This is a genomic window from Lonsdalea quercina subsp. quercina (assembly GCF_000688695.1).
GTDB classification, from domain to species: domain Bacteria; phylum Pseudomonadota; class Gammaproteobacteria; order Enterobacterales; family Enterobacteriaceae; genus Lonsdalea; species Lonsdalea quercina_D.
Genome location: NZ_JIBQ01000003.1, coordinates 213,638 through 234,432, shown reverse-complemented (window position 1 = coordinate 234,432; position 20,795 = coordinate 213,638). Strand labels below are relative to the sequence as shown.

General features: G+C 55.8%; 14 protein-coding genes. 3 read left to right on the top strand and 11 right to left on the bottom strand.

The features are described from left to right. Nucleotides 1-70: 70 nt before the first annotated feature. From brnQ to phoB, 4 genes are all read right to left on the bottom strand, one after another. The gene (gene brnQ / locus SB13_RS02320) at nt 71-1,390 is read right to left on the bottom strand and encodes a branched-chain amino acid transport system II carrier protein (protein WP_026738799.1); all 1,320 of its coding nucleotides are present in this window, start codon (nt 1,388-1,390) and stop codon (nt 71-73) included. Nucleotides 1,391-1,789: 399 nt separating this feature from the next. Next, nucleotides 1,790-2,896, bottom strand: coding sequence for a cobalamin-independent methionine synthase II family protein (locus SB13_RS02315; RefSeq protein ID WP_026738798.1), 1,107 nt, complete (start codon nt 2,894-2,896; stop codon nt 1,790-1,792). Between the two features lie 234 nt (nt 2,897-3,130). Then, the gene (phoR, locus tag SB13_RS02310) at nt 3,131-4,456 is read right to left on the bottom strand and encodes a phosphate regulon sensor histidine kinase PhoR (RefSeq protein WP_026738797.1); all 1,326 of its coding nucleotides are present in this window, start codon (nt 4,454-4,456) and stop codon (nt 3,131-3,133) included. Nucleotides 4,457-4,483: 27 nt separating this feature from the next. After that, entirely contained in the window at nt 4,484-5,173 is a 690-nt protein-coding gene (gene phoB / locus SB13_RS02305; protein WP_026738796.1) for a phosphate response regulator transcription factor PhoB, read from the bottom strand. A 211-nt stretch (nt 5,174-5,384) separates the two neighbouring features. On the opposite strand from phoB, the gene sbcD reads away from it, so the two are divergent. The 3 genes from sbcD to rdgC all read left to right on the top strand — a co-directional run bounded on the left by sbcD (nt 5,385) and on the right by rdgC (nt 11,351). Beyond that, nucleotides 5,385-6,617 (top strand): exonuclease subunit SbcD, encoded by a 1,233-nt coding sequence (sbcD, locus tag SB13_RS02300; protein WP_026738795.1) that lies wholly within the window; start codon nt 5,385-5,387, stop codon nt 6,615-6,617. Beyond that, entirely contained in the window at nt 6,614-10,297 is a 3,684-nt protein-coding gene (locus SB13_RS02295) for an AAA family ATPase (RefSeq protein ID WP_026738794.1), read from the top strand. Before sbcD ends, SB13_RS02295 begins: the two co-directional genes overlap by 4 nt. 142 nt (nt 10,298-10,439) lie before the next feature. Next, a complete protein-coding gene (gene rdgC / locus SB13_RS02290) occupies nt 10,440-11,351 on the top strand; it encodes a recombination-associated protein RdgC (protein WP_026738793.1) in 912 nt (303 codons plus the stop codon). A 56-nt stretch (nt 11,352-11,407) separates the two neighbouring features. On the opposite strand, the gene SB13_RS02285 is transcribed toward rdgC, so the two are convergent. The 7 genes from SB13_RS02285 to SB13_RS02255 all read right to left on the bottom strand — a co-directional run bounded on the left by SB13_RS02285 (nt 11,408) and on the right by SB13_RS02255 (nt 20,598). Further along, nucleotides 11,408-13,198: a methyl-accepting chemotaxis protein gene (locus SB13_RS02285; RefSeq protein ID WP_026738792.1), complete on the bottom strand. Its 1,791-nt coding sequence runs from the start codon at nt 13,196-13,198 to the stop codon at nt 11,408-11,410. A gap of 617 nt (nt 13,199-13,815) precedes the next feature. Next, nucleotides 13,816-14,100, bottom strand: a complete 285-nt coding sequence (gene ppnP, locus SB13_RS02280; protein WP_026738791.1) for a pyrimidine/purine nucleoside phosphorylase — start codon at nt 14,098-14,100, stop codon at nt 13,816-13,818. Between the two features lie 85 nt (nt 14,101-14,185). Further along, nucleotides 14,186-14,707 (bottom strand): shikimate kinase AroL, encoded by a 522-nt coding sequence (aroL, locus tag SB13_RS02275; RefSeq protein WP_026738790.1) that lies wholly within the window; start codon nt 14,705-14,707, stop codon nt 14,186-14,188. Between the two features lie 317 nt (nt 14,708-15,024). After that, on the bottom strand, nt 15,025-16,683 hold the full coding sequence (locus SB13_RS02270; protein WP_026738789.1) for a multidrug ABC transporter permease/ATP-binding protein: 1,659 nt from the start codon (nt 16,681-16,683) through the stop codon (nt 15,025-15,027). 127 nt (nt 16,684-16,810) lie between these two features. Then, entirely contained in the window at nt 16,811-17,920 is a 1,110-nt protein-coding gene (locus tag SB13_RS02265; RefSeq protein WP_026738788.1) for a 5-methyltetrahydropteroyltriglutamate--homocysteine S-methyltransferase, read from the bottom strand. Between the two features lie 747 nt (nt 17,921-18,667). Continuing rightward, on the bottom strand, nt 18,668-19,294 hold the full coding sequence (locus SB13_RS16995) for a hypothetical protein (RefSeq protein ID WP_051616305.1): 627 nt from the start codon (nt 19,292-19,294) through the stop codon (nt 18,668-18,670). Between the two features lie 962 nt (nt 19,295-20,256). Then, nucleotides 20,257-20,598, bottom strand: coding sequence for a zinc ribbon domain-containing protein YjdM (locus tag SB13_RS02255; RefSeq protein WP_026738787.1), 342 nt, complete (start codon nt 20,596-20,598; stop codon nt 20,257-20,259). Nucleotides 20,599-20,795 lie beyond the last annotated feature (197 nt).

Sequence of the window (20,795 nt, the reverse complement as noted above, 5' to 3'; positions counted from 1 at the left end):
TTAAAGCAACCCTGTTTTACAAACGAAAAAACCACAGGCAGGCGCCTGTGGTGAAAATCCCTTTGCCGTACTAAGTGCGCGCAGCAGACGTCTGACGAGCGATCAATCGGTCGTAAACGGCAGCCACCAGCAACACGGCCAGAGACGGCAACAACCAAGCTAACCCTTGTTTACTCAGCGGCAGATAGTTCGCCCACTCAGGCAACCAGGAAGCAAAGGCCGACGATTTTACGCCATCAATCACGCCGAAGACCAGACTGATCAGCATGGTGGGCGCGACAATGTAGCTGCTGTTGTTCCACCAGCGCAGGGTGAAGCTCAACATCACCAAAACGATACACGGCGGGTAAATCGCGGTCAGAATCGGAATAGACAGCTGGATCAGATGGCTCAGGCCGAGGTTTGACACCACCATCGAAAACAGCCCCAGCACGAAGACCAGCGTACGGTATGAGAGCGGCAGATATTCAGCGAAGAACTCCGCGCAGGCGCAGGTCAGCCCCACCGCCGTCACCAGACAGGCCACGAAAATCAGTATCGCCAGGAACGCGCTGCCCATGTTGCCGAACGTGTATTGCACGTAGGCATGCAGAATTTCTGCGCCGTTCTGAGCTTCCGGGATCAGCTGACCGCTATGCGCTCCCAGGTGGAACAGGCTCAGATAAACCAGCGCAAGACCGATACCAGCAATCAAACCGGCCATAATGGTGTAACGCGTCAGCAGCTTGGCATCGCTGACGCCGCGAGAACGCGCGGCATTGACGATGACGATACCAAACACCATCGCGCCCAGCGTATCCATCGTGATATAGCCGTTAAGAAAACCGCTGGAGAAAGGAATGGAACGATAAGCCTCCGCAGGCGGGATGGACGAGCCAGCCGGCCACAGCAGCGCAGCAACCCCGAGGATGCCGAGCGCGATGATTTTGACGGGCGCCAGAATATGTCCAACGGTATCCAGCAGACGGCCGGGATACAGGGAGATGCCGATGACGATGGCAAAGTAGACGAGGCTATAAATCAGCAGCGGCGTGCCGCCGGAGCCAACCAGCGGGGCGATACCGGCTTCGAAGGAAACGGTCGCCGTGCGCGGCGTGGCAAACAGCGGCCCCACGGCGAGGTAACAGACTGTCGCCAGCACGATCCCGGCTTTCCGGCCAATCGGCGTACTCAGGGCGTCGATACCGCCGCCCACGCGCGCCAGCGCAACGACGGTGATCACAGGCAGACCCACGGCGGTGATCAGGAAGCCTAGAGCGGCGATCCAGACGTGAGGACCCGCTTCCAGTCCGACGATGGGCGGGAAAATAATGTTACCCGCGCCAACAAACAAGGCAAAGGTCATAAAACCTAATGCCACGATATCTCTGGTTTTTAAACGATAATTCATAACGTATGTCGTGTTGCCTGTAAAACGAACTGAAAAGAGACCGGAACGGGGTCGTCGCCGGTATGAATCCGCTCTTGATTTCGGATGGTGCGCAGAAGTATAGGAATGGTTATTTTCCACACAGCGTTTGTGGTGGCTAAGTAAACCGTTTATAGCGAAAAAATACAAGGCGAGATTATAAAAGCAGAATATCGAACTAAATTATTTATATTATCTAGTGAATGTGATTAGTTTTTCTTTATTGGCTAACACATGATTTGTGCATTTAAGCCCCATCCAGAGCAATAATATGGCACTTTCATGCCGCTCTGCGCTAAATGCAGTCATAAACAAAACTTATTCATATAAAAAACGCCGATATTCACTATCGGCGTTATAAAAAACCACGGTCACACGGCGTTACCACACGCGTTTAGCAATCTCCACGACCCGCTTCAGCTTCTCCCACTGCTCTGCTTCGGACAGGGTATTCCCCTCTTCCGTAGAAGCAAAACCGCACTGCGGGCTGAGGCACAGTTGATCCAGCGCGACATATTGCGCGGCTTCTGCGATCCGTTTCTCCACGTCGGCCACCGCCTCCAACTCACCGGTTTTGGTCGTGATCAACCCCAGCACGACCTGCTGATGGCCCGGACGAATAAAGCGCAGCGGTTCGAAGCCGCCGGCCCGTTCCGTGTCATATTCCAGGAAGAATTCATCCACATTCACGCCGCCAAACAAGGTGCTGGCCACGGGCTCATAGCCGCCTTCAGCGATCCAGGTGGAGCGGAAATTCCCCCGGCACACGTGCAAACCAATGACCAAATCGGCCGGTTTGTTGGCCAGCGCCTGATTCAGCACCCGCGCATACGTGCTGGCAAGGACTTCAGGATCTTCACCGCGTTCGCGGATCTGGCGTTTCTGATCCTCGGAGCAGAGATATGACCACACGGTGTCGTCCAACTGTAAATAACGGCAGCCCGCATCATAAAAGGCCTGAATGGCGTCCTGCCAGGTCTGAGCCAGGTCGTCGAAATAAGCGTCCAGCGTCGGGTAAACGGTGCTGTCGATCGCGGCGCGGCCACCCCGGAAGTGCAACACGCTAGGGCTCGGGATCGTCATTTTAGCGGCGGCGTCTCCCGCAATGCTGTTCAGATAGCGAAAATCGTCTAGCATCGGGTGGCGCGGATTAAACCCGACTTTCCCCGTGACCTTGATGCTGCGGGATTTGGTCTGAATACCGTTGAACTGGATACCGTGGTCGGCTTCATAGCCTTCAACCCCTTCCAGCCCTTCGAAGAAGTCGAAGTGCCACCAAGACCGGCGAAATTCGCCGTCGGTGACCACCTGCAACCCTACCGCTTTCTGACGCTCGACGGCGTGCAGAATTTCGCGATCTTCCACTTCGCACAGCTGCGCCGCATCGATTTCACCCGCCAGCCATTGCTGACGCGCCTGCTTGATCGCCGCCGGGCGCAGTAGACTGCCCACAACATCAGCACGGAACGGAGGTTTAGGTTGTGTCATATTTGACTCCTGAGTCGCTGCTGGCGGTGGCTGACCGCAACAGACAGGGTTAATGAGAGACCGTGGACTATCGCACCCTACCAGACATCCAGACGGCTATAGTGATTTCATCCTGACATGAATTGCGCCCTACGACAATAGAATAGTTTTCATTCCGCGTAACAGCGTTGCACAGAGGAGAAAAGAAGCAGGGGGGGCGTTTAGCAGGCCATCGGACAATGATGGCCTGACAGGCTACAACGAGGAAGGCGTCGAATGGGGCTCTGAAGAAGGCGACGTCACAATCAGACGGTTAGGCAGCGTGAATAAAAACCGGGAACCGGCTCCCAGATCGCTGAGAATTTCCAGTCGAGAGTCGTGATGGCTAAGCGCATGTTTGACGATGGCCAACCCCAGACCGCTGCCTCCCGTCTGACGCGAACGCGCCTTGTCCACGCGGTAAAAGCGTTCCGTTAGCCGGGGCAGATGCTCCGGCGCGATGCCCGGCCCGTTGTCGCTGACCTGGAATTGCGCCCCCTGAGACGTACGCTGCCAGGTGACTTCAATCCGAGTCCCTTCCGGCGTGTGGTTGATGGCGTTATACACCAAATTGGAGACGGCGCTGCGCAGCTGTTCTTCATTCCCGAACNCCATCAGCTGTTCATTGACGCGAAAGACAATCTCGTGCCTGTCCTGACTCAGCGTCTGCGCTTCGCGCTGCAACACGCGCAGCATCAGCGGAATGTCGACCTTCTCGTTGAGATTGATGGTCGCGGCCGCTTCGATTCGCGAGAGCGTGAGCAGCTGCTTCACCAGGCCATCCATCCGCCGCGTCTGCTCTTGCATGGTATTGAGCGCCCTGACCTGCGGCGGTCCGTCCATCGGCCCGTCGTGCATCATCTCCAGATACCCTTGCAATACGGTGAGCGGCGTACGCAGCTCGTGGCTCACGTTAGCAAAAAAGTTGCGGCGGGCGCCTTCCAGCTGATGCATCTGCGTCACGTCGCGCACCACCATCATCGTTTGGCCTTCGGAATAAGGCATGAGACGAAATTCGACGTGGTGGCCGTTGTTAATCTGCAACGTCAGCGGACGCTCAAACTCCTGCGACTGCATATAACGGGAAAATTCAGGGTAACGAAGGAGATTCAGCACATTTTGCCCGCTGTCGTCGGGCCAGCGCAGCCCCAGCAGATGTTGAGCCAGGCGGTTGCACCAAATAATCCCCCCCTCTTCCGTCGTGATGACGATAGCGTCGGGCAGCGACTCCGCCCCGCTGCGAAAGCGTTTGATCAGCACCGCAAGCTCGCGACGGCGACGACGGCTGCGCAGTTGCATTTGATACAGGCCGTAGAGCAACGGCTCCCAGCTGCCGCGACCGGGAGGCGGCGTCATACTGCGGTCGATCCAGAGCCAGTGAGACAGGCGAAGCTGGTTATAGTAGTTCCAGCACAGGGCGGCCAGTACCGCCGCTAGCAAGCACCACGACAGATAACCGAATATCAGTCCCAGCAGCAGCGCGGGAAGGCAGAAGATCGCCAACTCCGCCGCCAGCCTTTTCCAGGATAAACGTTCTAACACGTGAGGTTGTCTCCACTGCGACCGGGATCAGTAGCGCGTCGAAAATCGGTAACCGGTTCCCCGTACTGTCTGCACCATTTTGTCGTGCCCGCTGGCTTCCAGCGCTTTGCGCAGGCGGCGTATATGAACATCGACGGTGCGATCTTCGACATAGACATTTGTGCCCCAGACATGGTTCAGCAATTGTTCCCGACTATATACCCGTTCCGGGTGGGTCATAAAGAAATGCAATAGCTTGAACTCGGTCGGCCCCATATCCAGCGCCCGGTCTTCAGTGATGACGCGATGCGACGAAGGGTCCAGGCTGAGACCGCGCATCTCGATCACTTCTTCGACGGCCATCGGGGAGATGCGGCGCATCACCGCCTTGATACGCGCCACCAGCTCCTTGGGGGAGAAGGGTTTGGTGATGTAATCGTCCGCGCCGACTTCCAGNCCTTTGACGCGGTCTTCCTCTTCGCCGCGCGCGGTCAGCATCATGACGGGAATATCACGGGTCAGCGTTTCACGCTTCATGTGTTTGATGAACTGCAAGCCGGAACCGCCGGGGAGCATCCAATCCAGCAAGACCAGCTCGGGATAAGGTTCCGACAGGCGATTGATCGCACTGTCGTAATCTTCGGCTTCTACAGGCTGATAACCGTTCTGTTCCAGAACGAAACACACCATCTCACGGATAGGCGCCTCATCTTCTACTACCAAAATGCGTCTTGCCATCGTTAATCCTGCCGTTAATCGTCGCTATTGGCGTGCGGTGGGGATTATGCGTCAGTTTTATGACAGATTTATGATAAAGCGGTTCCCGCGTCATCCTCGGTTAACTGACCGCGCTGGGGCGGATATTCCCTGAGACAGCCCTAAACTGTCTGTCTATAATCGCCGATAATCGTAACACTCAGCTACCCCCGACGCCGCAACAGGACGCGCCATGCAAATTATTCATACCTCCGACTGGCATCTTGGACAGTACTTCTACACTAAGAGCCGGGCCGCGGAACATCAGGCGTTTCTGCGCTGGCTTATTGAGCAGGTGGAGCAGCATCACGTCGATGCCGTCGTCGTGGCCGGCGACATTTTCGATAATGGCACGCCACCGAGCTACGCCCGGGAGATGTACAACCGCTTCGTGGTCGAACTGCATAAAACCGGCTGTCAGCTGGTTATTTTAGGCGGCAATCATGATTCCGTCGCCACGCTGAACGAGTCCCGACTGTTACTTTCCTGCCTGAACACGCAGGTCATTGCGAGCTGCGAAGGCGATCTTGAACAGCAGGTTATTGTGCTGAACAACCGAGAGGGCAAGCCCGGCGCGCTGCTATGCGCTATTCCGTTCCTGCGACCGCGCGACGTGCTGACCAGCCAGGCCGGGCAGTCTGGCGCCGACAAGCAGCTGGCGCTGCAGGAAGCGATTGCCAACCACTATCAGCGCAGCTATCAGCTTGCCGTGCGCCGACGCGAAGAGATGGGCCTCGCGCTACCGATCGTCGCCACCGGCCACTTGACGACGGTGGGCGTGACCACGACCGATTCCGTGAGGGATATCTACATCGGTACGCTGGATGCTTTCCCCGCACAGGCGTTTCCGCCGGCGGACTATATCGCGCTGGGTCACATTCACCGTCCTCAGCGCATCGCGCAGACGGAACACATTCGCTACAGCGGCTCGCCTATCCCCCTCAGTTTCGACGAGTTGAACCACGAGAAATCGGTCTATTTGGTGCGTTTCGAGCAGGACAAGCTCGCAGATGTCTCCCCCCTGACAATCCCCGCCTCTCAGCCGATGCAACTGGTCAAAGGCAGCCTGACCGAGATCGAACGTCGCCTGGCCGGTTTTCGTGAATACGACGGTGAAAAACCGGTTTGGCTGGACATTGAAATCGCCACTCAGGACTACCTGAGCGACATCCAGCAGCATATTCAAAACCTGACGGACGATTTGAACGTAGAAGTGGTGCTCTTGCGCCGCGCGCGCGAACAGCATCTGCAAATGCTGGTTCAGCAGGAGAAAGAGACGCTGGACGAACTGCTGCCCGGTGAAGTCTTCGAGAGACGGCTGGCGCTGGAGCCGGATTTGGAGGAGCTCCAGCGGCAACGTTTGCGTACGCTGTTCACTCAGGTGCTGCAAGACGTGGAAGACGATAGCCAGGAGGCAACCGCATGAAGATTTTGAGTCTACGGCTGAAAAACCTCAACTCGTTGCAGGGTGAATGGAAAATCGATTTCACCCGCGAGCCGTTTGTCAGCAATGGTCTGTTCGCTATCACCGGCCCCACCGGCGCCGGTAAGACCACGCTGCTGGACGCCATTTGCCTGGCGCTGTACCACCAGACGCCGCGACTGAAAGTCACCCCCAGTCAGAATGAGCTGATGACCAGGCACACCGCGGAATGCCTGGCCGAAGTCGAGTTTGAGGTGAAAGGCATCGCCTATCGCGCCTTTTGGAGCCAGCGCCGAGCGCGCAACGCGCCGGACGGCAACCTGCAGGCGCCGAAGGTGGAGTTGGCGTACTGCGCGGACGGCAAAATCATCAGCGATAAAGTCAACGACAAGCTGTCGACCATCGCGCAGATTACCGGGCTGGACTTTGACCGTTTCACCAAGTCCATGATGCTGTCTCAGGGGCAATTTGCAGCCTTTCTCAACGCCGACGCCAATGACCGCGCCGAATTGTTGGAAGAGTTAACCGGCACCGATATCTACGGGCGGATCTCCGAGCGCGTCTTTGAGCAGCATAAAGCCGCGCAAAACGCGCTCGAACAGCTACAGACGCAGGCTGGCGGTATTGAATGTCTGAGCAGCGAGCGGCGTGCTGAACTCGAACAACAGCTCAGCGAACTCCAGCAGCAGGAGCTGGAGAATACGCGTCATCGCGATGATATCGCCGCCCATCAGCGCTGGTTTGAAACGCTGCAGGAACATCAGCGGGCGCTGACGTTGAGCCAAGAAAAGCAGCGGTCGCTACAGTTGGACTACGTTCAGGCGAAGCCTCAATTAGCGCGTCTGGATGCCAGCATTCCTGCGGAAAAACTGCGCCCGATTTACAGTGAGCGCCAACGTTATGCGCAGGAAAAGACGCACCTCGCGAATCTTATCGCCAAACTCGATCTGCAAATGACGCAGCAGCAGAGCACGCTGTCGCAACTGCAAACCCAGAAACAAAACGCGGCGGCGCGTCAGCAACAGCACGCCGAAGAGCGCCAGCGGCAGGAAACCCTGATTAGCGAACAGATCCAGCCGCTGGATCAGCGTATCGCCACGCTGCGCGAACAACGCGACCAGCAGCAGCAGTCGCAGGACCAGCAGAAGCAACTGCAAAAAGATCTGATCGAAAACCAGTCTAAACTGCGTCAGGAACGCGATCACGTTCAGACCCGGCTGGCTCACATCGCCGAATTCAGACAGCAACACAGCCTTTATCAATACTGGGGCAGCCATATCCCGTTATGGGAAGCGCAGTTTCCCCAGTTGCAAGCACTGCGACAGGAGCTGAAATCACAGCGCACCAAGGCGGACGAACAGCAGGTTCGCGCCGATTATTTCCAGCAACAGCACGCTACGCTATTGGAAAAACAGCAGGCGCAACAGACGACGACGGAAGGCGCTCGGCAGAATTTCGAGCAGTTGCAGCAACGCATTCAGGCGCGTGAATCGTCGCAGCCGACGGACGAGCTGCGTCAGCAGTTGAGTGATTTGGCGGCTCAGCGTCAAGACCGTCAGCAGTTCGCCACCCGCGCGACCGTCCTGCAACGCCTGCTTAGCCAACACACGCTTCTGGAATCTCAGCTACTTGACGACCACCATCGAATCCAGGAGTTGGAGCGGGAACAGGAGCAGCAGCGCCGAGAGCATCAGCAGCGTGTCGGCCACCTGGACGATCTGGATAAACGCCACGAACTGGAATTGCGCATCGCCAATCTGGAGAACGAGCGTAAACAGCTGCAGTCCGGTAAAGAGTGCCCTCTGTGCGGCTCCACGCATCATCCGGCGGTCGAGCGTTATCAGTCGCTGCGTCCGTCCGAAACCCAGCGGCGACTGCATACGCTGCGGCAGGAAGTGGATGCGTTGCAGGCTAAAGTGGTGCAAACCACCACCCAGCTGCACCTGTTGCAGCAGCAGCGCCAGCAGCAGCATCTGCGGCTGAATCAGGTTAACGATGAAATCGCCGTCCTGCGTCAGGAGTGCCAAAACGTCAGTGAACGCTTGCATATCGACTTTGACCTGAATCAGCCGGAAGCATTGACCCGCTGGCAGGAGCAGTGCGACGCGCAGGAGAACGCGTTGCAGGCGCAGCTCGCCGAGCGTGAACAAACTCGACGACAAATTCAGGATAGTAAGGATTTACTGACCTCCGCGCAGCAGTCGCTGCAACAGACTCAACAGCAGCTGGCGCTCAATGCGCAGCAACAGGAAGCGTTGACGCAGTCCCGCCAGGAATTGCAGCAGGCACAGGAAAAAACCGAGAAAGAGCTGGCCCGGCTGAATGACGCCCTGAGCCATAAGCTGGCCGAGTTCAATCTCGACGCCCCCGCCGACGCCCGACAAGAAGAGTGGCTAAACCTCCGCCGACGCGAATGGCAGCGCTGGCAGGAGAACGAACATGAACAACACGTGTACGAACCCAGGCTGTCGGCGCTAAGTGCCGATACCGAACATACGCAGCAGCGCCTGAAAGACACGGAAACGGCCCTCGCCACGTTACAGCAGCAGCTGAAAGCAACGCTGCAATCGCTGGAAACGGCGCAGCAGTCGCGCTGGAATTTGTTGGGTAATCAGAGCGTCAAAGAGGTACAGGCGTACCTGCGTCAGCAGGCGCAGGATGACGAGCGAGCTCTCAGACTGGCGCAGGATAAGTGGCAGTCAGGCCAGTCACAACTCAGCCGGACGACCGGCGAAAAACAGTCGCTGGAACAGCAGTGGCAACGCACCGATAACACGTTGAAAGAGGCGGAAAGCCGCTTTACCGACGCGTTGCGGGCCAGTCCGTTCGATGATGAAAGCGACTTCACCCGCGCGCTATTGAGCGAAGAGGCCCGCGAGCAACTCATCGCACTGAAGGAACGGCTCACTCAACGTCAGCAGCAGGCCGATGCGCTACATGCTCAGGCGGAAGAAAAACTCGCCCAGCATCAGGCGGCCAGACCGAAATCGCTGCAGGAAAACCTGGTCTATGCCGACGTGCTGCAGATGCTCGCCGAACTTGGCAATATGCTGAAAAACGGCGCGCAGCAGCAGGGAGAGATCCGGCAACAGCTGCAAAGCGACCAGCAGTTGCAGGACAAACAACGCACCTTGCTGGAAGAGGTTGCACGGCGCAGGCAGCAATGCGAAGACTGGGCGCAGCTCAATAGGCTAATCGGCTCAAATAACGGTCATAAATTCCGGGTATTTGCACAGGGGCTGACGCTGGATCATCTGGTGTATCTGGCTAACCGCCAGCTGTCGCGCTTACACGGGCGCTACCTGCTGCAGCGTAAAGCCTCCGATACGCTGGAACTGCAGGTGGTCGACACCTGGCAGGCCGACGCCACGCGAGATACTCGTACGCTCTCCGGCGGCGAAAGTTTTCTGGTCAGCCTGTCGCTGGCGCTGGCGCTTTCCGATCTGGTCAGCAACAAGACCCGCATCGACTCGCTGTTCCTTGATGAGGGCTTCGGCTCACTGGACGGAGACACGCTGGATTCCGCCCTGGACGTGCTGGACAACCTCAATGCGACGGGAAAATCCATCGGCGTCATCAGCCACGTCGAAGCGATGAAAGAGCGTATTCAGGTGCAAATTCGGGTGAGAAAACGCAATGGGTTGGGGATCAGCCAGTTGGACAGTCTCTACGCGGTCAAATAACCCCGGCGTGATACTTGCGCCAATCCGGCGGGCGACGGCAACCGCCTTTTTATCTTAACGTCGCCCGCCTCAGTCGTTATCATGCGCGCTGACATTAATCCTGCGCGCGTCTTCTTTTTGCGCATCAGCCTGGAATAACAGAATGCTGTGGTTTAAAAATTTAATGATTTATCGCCTCAGCCGCGACGTCCGCTTGTCTGCGGACGAAATGGAAAAGCAGCTGGCCTCATTCTCCTTCACGCCGTGCGGCAGTCAGGACATGACCAAAAGCGGCTGGGNGTCGCCGATGGGCTCCCACAGCGATGCCCTGACGCACGAAGTTAACGGCCAAATTCTGATCTGCGCCCGCAAAGAGGAAAAGATCCTGCCGTCGCCGGTCATCAAGCAGGCGCTGGAAGCCAAAATCGATAAGCTGGAAAACGAACAGCACCGCAAACTGAAAAAAACCGAGAAAGACGCCCTCAAGGATGAAGTGCTGCACAGCTTGCTGCCGCGTGCATTCAGCCGGTTTAGCCAGATCTGGCTGTGGATTGATACGGTCAACGGCCTGATTATGGTCGACGCCGCCAGCGCCAAAAAGGCGGAAGATACGCTGGCGCTGCTGCGCAAAACGCTCGGTTCTTTGCCCGTTGTGCCGCTGACGATGGAAAGCCCCATCGAGCTGACGATGACCGAGTGGGTCCGCTCCGGCCAAACCCCGCAGGGCTTCGCCTTGATGGACGAAGCCGAGCTGAAGGCCATCCTGGAAGACGGCGGCGTGATTCGCTGCAAGAAACAGGATTTGGTCAGCGACGAAATTGCCGTACATATCGAAGCGGGCAAGCTGGTGACCAAACTGGCGCTGGACTGGCAGGAGCGAGTTCAACTGATGCTGGCCGACGATGGTTCGCTGAAACGCCTGAAATTCTCAGACGAGCTGCGGGAGCAGAATGATGATATTGACCGTGAGGATTTCGCGCAGAAATTCGATGCGGATTTCATTCTGATGACGGCGGAATTGGCCGCGCTCATCGCTAACCTGATCGAAGCGTTGGGCGGAGAAGCCCCGCGTTAATCCCTTCCCGCTCTCCTTCGTTAACATCCCCCCGCCTGTAGGCGGGGGAATAACGATTACAGTTTGAAGTGACCGACCGCCGAATTCAGCTCCTCGGTTTGCGATTGCAGCGAAGCAAACGCGGCGGCAGACTCCTGAACTAACGCCGCATTCTGCTGCACCATTGAGTCCAGCTGCGCCATCGCCTTATTGATCTCCTGAATTCCCCTCATCTGCTCTTCCGATGCATGGGTGATCTCTGACATCACCGTCGTGACCGTCGATACGCCGCCGACAATTTCATTCATGGTGCTGCTGGCCTGACGCACCTGCTTCGAGCCTGCGCCCACGCTGCGCACCGTGGACTCGATCAGTTCCTTGATCTCTTTTGCCGCCTGGGCGCTGCGCTGAGCGAGCGCTCTCACCTCACCCGCAACGACGGCGAATCCCCGGCCCTGCTCGCCGGCGCGAGCGGCTTCGACTGCGGCGTTAAGCGCCAGAATATTGGTCTGGAACGCAATGCCGTCAATGACGCCGATGATGTCGCCGATTTTTCCGGAGGCCACCACGATATCGTCCATGGTCACAATCACATCCGAGACCACTTTGCCGCCACTGCGGGCATCTTTCGCCAGTATCAGTGAGCGCTCATTGACATGCTGGGCCGACCCCGCCGACTGGGTGACCGTCGCCGAAATCTGTTCCAGCGCCGACGCCGTTTGCTGCAAGCTCGCCGCAGAGGCTTCGGTACGAGAGGACAAGTCGTTATTGCCCGCGGAAATCTCGTTGGCCGCCATTTGCAGCGAGGCGCTCACATCGCGGATTTGCAGCATAATCATGCTGAGTTTATCGACGAAGCTGTTAAACGAACGTGCGATCTGCGCCACTTCATCATGCCCTTCATCCGGCAAACGCTGGGTCAGGTCATTGGTTCCGTTGCTGATGTCGTCCATCGCATCACGCACCTGTAGCAGACGTCTCAGCGACGAATTCACCATCACGCTGACGATCAGCGATCCGAGTAGCGCAATGACCACCAGCGTAATGATCGACGTNAGAAGCAGCGAATGCATCCCCGCCGTCGCCTGCGCCTTGTCGAGCGCGACGAGCACATACCAGTCCGTCCCCGCGACAGGTCTGGCGAGCACCAGTTTGTCGACGCCGGAGAGCGTCACCTCGACGGGAGTTTTGGCGGACAGAATGCGATCTAAGGCCACCTCAGGCGCGATGTCCTTCAGCGGTTTCATCGTCATTTCAGGGTTGGGATGGGCGATGATGGTGCCGTCGGATTGAATAAGCAGGCCGTAACTCTCGGTGGTGGGATGAATGGCATTGACGTTGGCGATCACATTTTTCATCGCCATATCACTGCCGACAACGCCTTTCAGGGTGCCGTTATCAATGACCGGCGCGACAAACGACACCACGATGGTATTGGTGACCATATCCATATAAGGTGCGGTCACCAGCGGCTTGCCCTCTTTTACCGCCTGCTGATACCACGGCCGTACCGTCGGGTTATAGTCTGCGGGAATGCCGCCGGTCTCAACGAACTTGGCCGTCCCGTTGGCGTAGCCCATATACACATTGATGAAGTCGCCCGACCGGGTTATCTGCCGGAATATCGGCACAGGATCGTCGCTGCCAGCGGCGACATCGTACAACGAAGCCATCATCTGTTTTTTCGATGCCACCCAGTCGCCAATAGCCAGGCTGTGACTTTCCGTCACGGCAGACAGCATATTATCAATAGATTTATCGTTATATTTCCCCGCAACCTGGTAATTCAGGAAGGTATTAATAATCAGAGATAAAACGATAATTGCGGTACATACAGCCAAAATGCGAGCGCGTGTAGTTTTGAGCATAATAGTCAACCATTTGTAATAACGATTTGAATATCCAATATAATTTCCTCAATTAAATGCCAGAGGATTTCTTTTCTTTATATACTCTGCCAGCGTTCTGTTTTTCCTCCTGATGCACCCCATTTACTCCCGCGCGGCCGCGGCCCCTTCAGCAAAATACAACGGAAGGAAATTTATTCACAGCGTTATGTCCTTTTTTTAATATAAGAAAATAGCATCAAAATCGATAAATTAGGCTTCCAATAAACCCTTTAATAAAAATAGAACACAGCGTTCCATAGGCAATTTTTATATTTCACCAAAGCGAGTAAAGTTTTTATTTTGGCTGCCGATAATGCGCCGAGAAAAATAGCACTTCAAAGATCAAGGGTGATAGTGAAATAGTGTTACGTCGACGTTTAATTTATTTCATTACACGTAAAATAACGATCGACGCCTAAACCCAGAAATAATCGCTTCCACAGAAAAAACATTCAGAGAAAAGGGATGACGCACTCACGCTGACCGAGGTGCGGTGCAGTGAAAAATCAGCAGGGTGAATAACACACGGGTTGAGACGGCGACTTCGGCGCGTCGGACACCGTGTCTGACGGTGTCCGCCTAGCAGACGACCTGGATTAGAGGTATTTGCACAGATAGGCCGTCGGTTCGGCGACCTGCAGATTAAACTCGCTATGCCCCGGCACGGAGAACATCTCCCCGGCGGAGAACAACTGCCATTCCACCGCACCCGGCAGAAGTACATTTAACGCACCGCTGATAACTGTCATTTCTTCGGCCTGACCGGTACCGAAGGTGTATTCGCCTTCCGCCATTACCCCTACGCTCGCACGGCCATCTGCGCTGTTGTCAAAGCCAATCGATTTTACTTTTCCTGAGAAATACTCGTTCACCTGCAGCATACAAACATCCTCTTATCTAACAGTCATCATGTTATGAAAAATTATCCTGGAACAAGGCCGCATCGGCTGTCGCCGCGACGCGGGCTCAGGCCGCCGCCATCCTGAGCGCCTGCAATACGTCCGCGACAATGGCGTCAGGGGTCTGCGTCGCATCAATGACGTGGTGCGCGACAGACTGGTAGAGCGCCTCACGTTCTGCCAGTACCGCCGCCATTTCCGCCGCGATGGGGCGCCCCGTCAGCGTTGGCCGTTGTTCGGCCTGAGGGTCGACCACCAGCCGTTGAGCCAATAGCCCTGCTGGCGCATGCAGGTAGATGACTCTTCCCTGCTCCTGCATAAAGCGGCAATTGTCGTCCAGCAGCACAATGCCGCCGCCGGTGGCAATCACGCACTCAGGCTGCGTTACCGCCTGAAGTGCGGCACATTCGCGTCGGCGAAAACCCGGCCAGCCTTCCTGTGCTACGACGTCAGCCACCGTCATCTGACTGGTTTCCTGCATGAAAATATCGGTATCAACGAACTGATAGCCGAGCGCGCGCGCCAGCTCCCCGCCCACGGTAGTTTTGCCACACCCTCTGGCGCCAACCATAAAAATCGGTCGTGTCATGTAACGACGAGTCCTTAATTAATCATAGAACCTATCCCACAAAGCGTTATTGCCGCCGCCAGTCTGGACACAAACGGTGCCGAGCATCCGGCGCGCACAAGGATGTACGTGAGGGTTTCGAGCACCGCGTGGTCCGGAATGACAGGTGACATCGCCCGTATGGAAAAGGTGCTTAGTCGACGGCCATCACATCAGCCGTCTTCTGTCATACCAAGAGCTGAATCATACAAGCAAAGCGGGGGAATAAGAACATCGAACCACAGCAACGCGGTAATTACGCGGGCTTCAGCGAAGAGCCGAGCGGAAGAAGCGGCTCGTCAGCGCGCGTCCCCTTCCTCGCAACGGTTGATCCTGGCGACGGCATCGCGGCTGGCGTCGGCACGCGCCTGTCCGGTCAGTTCCACCAGTTGACCGGCGCGCATCTCCAGTAACCGATCCGCCTGACTAAAATAGTGATCGTCGTGGCTGATGGCGATCACCGTCTTGCCTTCGGCCATCAGATGCGGCAACAGCACCTGATAAAACACGCGTCGAAACTGAGGATCCTGATCCGCGGCCCACTCGTCCAATAGCAGGATTTCTCGCTGCTCTGCCAGCGCCAGCAGCAAAGCGACCCGTTTCCGCTGCCCCTGAGACAGCGACAAGTCTTCAATTTGGGTCCCGTTCAACCGCAGTTTGTGCTGCATACTGAGACGTTCCACCCAGCGTTCGATTAGCGCCGTTGGCGGCGCTTCGCCTTGCGGTCCCATCAAACGGTCAAACAAATGGCAATCGGTAAAGACCGCCGAGAACAGCGCCTGATAGTCCGGCAACGATACAGGATTGCCATCCAACAAAATTTGTCCGCTGACCGGCGTATACAGCCCGGTCAGCAGCATCGCCAGCGTGGATTTTCCACTGCCGTTGCCGCCGATGACAAACACCTGTTCTCCGCGCTGGATACGCACGTTAATCGGACCAACCTCAAAGCCGGATTGACCATAGCGGAAGCGGACGTCGCGTAGCTCGATGGACTGCCAGTGCCGCGGGGCGGCGAACGCCGGAAAGCCTTCCTGATAAGGGTTCAACTTGAGCCGACGCAGCTTATCGAATGCCACCTGTGCGCTGAGCAACGTCGGCAACGCGCCGACCGCCTGCAACAAGGGCGTGCGCAGGAATAACAGCGTCAGCGAATAGGTCGCGGCCACCGCGTTGTCCGCCCACCCGAGGCCGTTGGCCATGAAGAACGCCGCGCCGATTGTGCCCAGCATCATAATGTTCGACCAATTGATCGCGCTGAGATGATAAGAATCGGCACGCACGATATGGTGCTGATATTCCCTGGCGTGCTGTTGATAATCCTCTTCGTACAGCCGCTGAGCGCGGTCCCGATTCAGCGCCAGCTCCTTACATCCCGAAATGACCCGCTCATAGTCTTCGTGCAGGCTATCTTCCATTTCCCGAACACGGTTGAAATGGCGGTAAACGCGGGAGACCAGCCAATAACCGCCCCAGATGGTGACGGTCACCCACAGCGTGGTGACCAGCATCATACGCGGCGACAGCCACGCCAGATAACAGGCCGCGCCGACGGTCAGAACAACGCCCTGCACCAGTTCCGGCAGGCGAACGAAGGCGATCGTGATACTGCGGATATCGTTAGAGAGGCTGGCCAGCAGCTGAGCATGGCCGATCTGGTTCATGCGCTCCAGACTGGTATCTAGAATGCGTTTGATCAGCTGTCCGCGCATACGGCTGACAAAATGGTGTCCTAACAGCGTCAGCGCCAGCTGGGCGCCCAGAGTGACCGCCATCAGAAGCAGCAGTAATCCCAGAAACTGCGGTAACACCCAAAGATCTGAATGCGAGGAGGCAATCAACCGTTGGTTAATAAACGCGATCAGACCAATGCCCAGCGCCGCGCTGGCCAGACTCAGAAGGATGACGGCGATGAAAGGCCAGCGATATTGCCGGTAAACAAGGTGAATCAGCTCCATGGGATCCCGCATGATGAGAAGTTGGATGCAGCCAGTTTAGTTAGCGGCAAAACGATATCAATCAGTTATTGCAGGCGGCAGCGAATAGCGCCGCCTTTCTCGCTATGATTCTCCTGAAACCGTCGACTTAATCAGGGATCATCCAGACGGTTTTCGCGATGTCGACGACGTGCTTGAGCTTAGCCCACTGCTGCGCTTCACTCAGGACAGAGTCGCGGTTTCCGGGGGAGAAACCGCAGGTCGGGCTCAACGCCAGCCTGCGCAGCGGCATATAAAGGGATGCCGTATTGACCGCCATGGTGACCTGCGATGGGTCCTCCAACTCTGCCTGCCGGCTGCTCACAATCCCGAGTACGACCTGCTGGCTGGTGACGTGGCGGAGCAATTCCAGTTCCGCCGGACGGCGGTCGTCATATTCCACCATCACGCCGTCGACCTGCGCGCGTGCCATCGCATGTGCCATGGCATTCAGCCCGTCGTCATAGCGCCAATTGCCGGAAAACTCGCCCCGGCACAAATGCAGGCTGACATACATGTCTTCCGGTTTGTCCGCCAGCGCCTGATTCAGCGTATGGATACACAGTTCCAGCAGAGACTTCGGATCGTTCCCCATGCTTTGTTCGTGTGCGATGACCGCGCCGTCAGATAGATAAGCCCACATCATGTCATCCAGCTGTAAATAACGGCAGCCGGCCTCATAAAAGGCCTGTATCGCCTGACGGTAGGCGTGGGACAAAGCACTACCGTACGCCTCAAGCGAGGGATAACACGCGTTGTTACGCAGGGAGGGATGCAGGAGCATCGTCGGGCTGGGCAGCGTCTGCTTGGCCAGCAGTGTGGAATCATGGCTGATCGCCTGATGCAGAAAGCGAAAATGCGCCAGGAACGGGTGCGACGCATCGAACGAAATCTCCCCCACCACCTCAATGCCGCTCGCTATCGGCTTTTCCTCGACAGGCGGAGCGGAAAGTCGCCGGATCCCCGGAAGATGCTCGAAAAAATCGGTCTGCCAGCATACGCGCCTGAATTCACCGTCGGTGAGAATACGCAATCCGCAGGCTTTCTGCTGGTCTATCGCGCGCACAATTTCTTCGTCTTCGATCTCGGTCAGCGCGTCGCGAGAAAGCCTCCCCTGCTCCCAATCCTGACGCGCTTGTCGTAACCGTGGCGGGCGGACAAAACTACCGATATGTTCGGCATGAAAAGGCGGGGACAGCTTGTGAGTGGTACGACTCATGAAAACGGATCCTTTTGATTAACTGCCGTGTTTTGCGCTTCTCTGCGCTCTGTTTTTTTACGCAACGCCTATCACCAGGGCCGCATGGCTGGAAGGCATCGCCCTTTCAGGCAACGGTCTCCCGTTTCTTCTGTGGTGGGTGATGACAAAACATTGCTTAACTTATTGAAGTTATTGATATGAGTCACTTTAAGTAATTATTTTTTTTGAAACATTAAGATCCGTTTTTTTCACCGAGTCCATCTCAGATGGATTCGGTATCGAAGAATGAAAATGGGAAAACCATCGAACAAATCGGGGGCGAATGAGGCGGTCAGGCAACTTATTCAGCGCAAGGATACTCGAAGAAGCGCGGTGAAGTAGTCGGACTTCCGGCGGTGGCGTCAGGTAGTGATGAGTGAAACGGGATGACGGAGAGCATTTTTTGCGCAACGTCGGCGATAAATTATTCGCCCGACGATGATATAAAAAAAGGCGGACCGAAATAGCGGTCCGCCAATAACAACGTGGATAACACGATTAATAACAACTAGGCGCGTAACATGAAGATTTGTGGGTGGCTAATGACACAAAACAAGGCAGATCGTTAAAAGGATAAATGCCGATATTCCGGTCGCCGTTCAATACGTCTATTCCTGTGATACCGTGCGAAAGTCAATCTACGTCAGGCGTTATGCCTGNCCGGCCGGCATCATTTTATCCAGAACGCGTGCTCCCCTAACCGGTTTGCAAACAACGAAGCCATCGTTAAGCGTTCGTCGAGGAGACCTCAGAAGACCCGACGACGCCCCAGGCCATCTCGTCCGAACCTCCCCCCATCATCTGCTGAATCTTTTCGTAAATTTCAGCGGCGGAGAGGCCTTTATATATCCCTTTGCTATAGAAGCTGAACATATCGCTGTCCGCACTGCTGCTCTCTTGCCCCATCTTCACCAGCTCTTCGGTGGTGACCGGTTCGCCGGAGAAGGCGTCGTACGCTTCCCAGCTCCCGTCGGGATAACTGATCATCGAAACCAATGTGCCGCCGTACATCGGGATCCCGTTGATCATTTGTAGAGAGCGTTCAAGCGAGTCGGACTGCACTTCCTCTTTGTCGTCCTTAGCCTGCTGGGCTTCGCGAGACTGTAGCTGGGCCTCGAGATCCTCCAGCCGCTCGTCGGTCGACTGCGTTGAATCAGACGCGCTCACCGTCCCCGTGGTGAACACCTGCGTGGAAACGTCGCTGAAGCTTGTTCCCGTCTGACTGCTCAGAGGAAAGCCGCCCGTGCTACCCGCTGTGGATGAGCCGCTATTATTCGACGCGCTAATTGATGCCACGAGGGGATAATAAGGCTTTATATTTTGACTGTGTGTCTCAATACCGGATATAGCCACAATACGTCTCCTTGTTATATTTCAATTAATGCCATCACACCGTAAAAACGACGAGTTATCGTAATAACTAACACCAAAGTATTGAAATAAAGTTCAAATGCTTCCATCCCGAAAGCGATTATTCGAAATGCGAACAGGCTCCTGGTGGCGAATATCAAGCAGCAGAGAAATTAGGCTCAACCGTCCCCCTGGCATGAAAGAACATCATGTATTAGGGAGGGCTGACATCAGAATCAAAAAAGAGTCTGTTCTCTAAAATATATCGGCTAATGCATTTTTTCGTTAAGACTAAAAAAGAATAAAAATAGAGAATTGATGGCTACGCCACTATTTCCCCTTTCCGCTACTTCCCCGTGGAGAGCGGATGTCATGCTTCCGTTTTGCGCCGTTGTTGTTGTTTTCCCCACGACTCACCGCTTAAAGATAATATGCTATGTGCTCCTTCGCCATTTCAGCTCGCCTTTTTTTCCTTTCAGGTCCTATGGAGGCACTAAGGTGCACGAGGTCGCGCCCTCAACAGCCCCTGCGGCGGCGCAGGCGCTTTCTGCAAGAATGTAGCGCAGGCCAGCCTGCCAATCGAGAAGCACGAATGTGTCTGCGGGCTGTTCAATCGCNCTCTTTTCTATCGCTGACGTCGCGTCATGACTTTCTCGAGCGGTTGCGGTTCTACAGCGCCGCTCTGGACGCTGAAGCCAATACAGCGCAATCAGACGCGGCGGAACCGGCGGCAATGCCCGACGGAGGGTTTCATTCTCAGCGGTGGGGCCGCTTTCTTGGTCGTGGTCTGCTGGTCGCATTAGTGAAATCGAGGCCCATGTTTCAGCGCTCGCGGACGGGAAAGGCGGCTGTATTTACCACCGGAAATGGATGAACGGATCGACGAGGATAGATCGTGTGGGACAAATAAAAGGGAGGCTTCCTGAAATGAATACGGCGATTTCAGGAAGCGAGAGCACGGCGATTTAGTTTTTCTTCACGAATTCGGATTTTAGTTTCATCGCGCCGAAACCGTCGATTTTGCAATCGATGTTGTGATCGCCTTCCACCAGGCGGATACCTTTCACACGCGTACCAATTTTCAGCGGCGTAGAGCTCCCCTTCACTTTCAGATCCTTGATCACGGTGACGGTGTCGCCATCAGCCAGCAAGTTGCCGTTAGCATCGCGAACGACCAGTCCTTCTTCCTGCTCCGCGGCCTCGCCTGCCATGGACCAAACATGCCCGCATTCAGGACAGTTGAGCATGTCGTTGTCCTGCCAGGTGTATTCAGATTGGCATTTTGGGCAATTGGGTAGCTGTTGCATGATAAAATTCCTAAAAATAAAAAAATGTATGTAAAAAACCAATAAAATCAATAGCAGTATATTCAGCTGAGCATATTTTAACGTTTTAAGGCCTCGCTGAGTAGCCATCTTTACGTAAAGGACTTTATGGCAGCACGAAAACCGGGGCCATCGACCTAGGTTAATGGCCCCGGAAAAGGAGAAAAGACGTGTTCCTA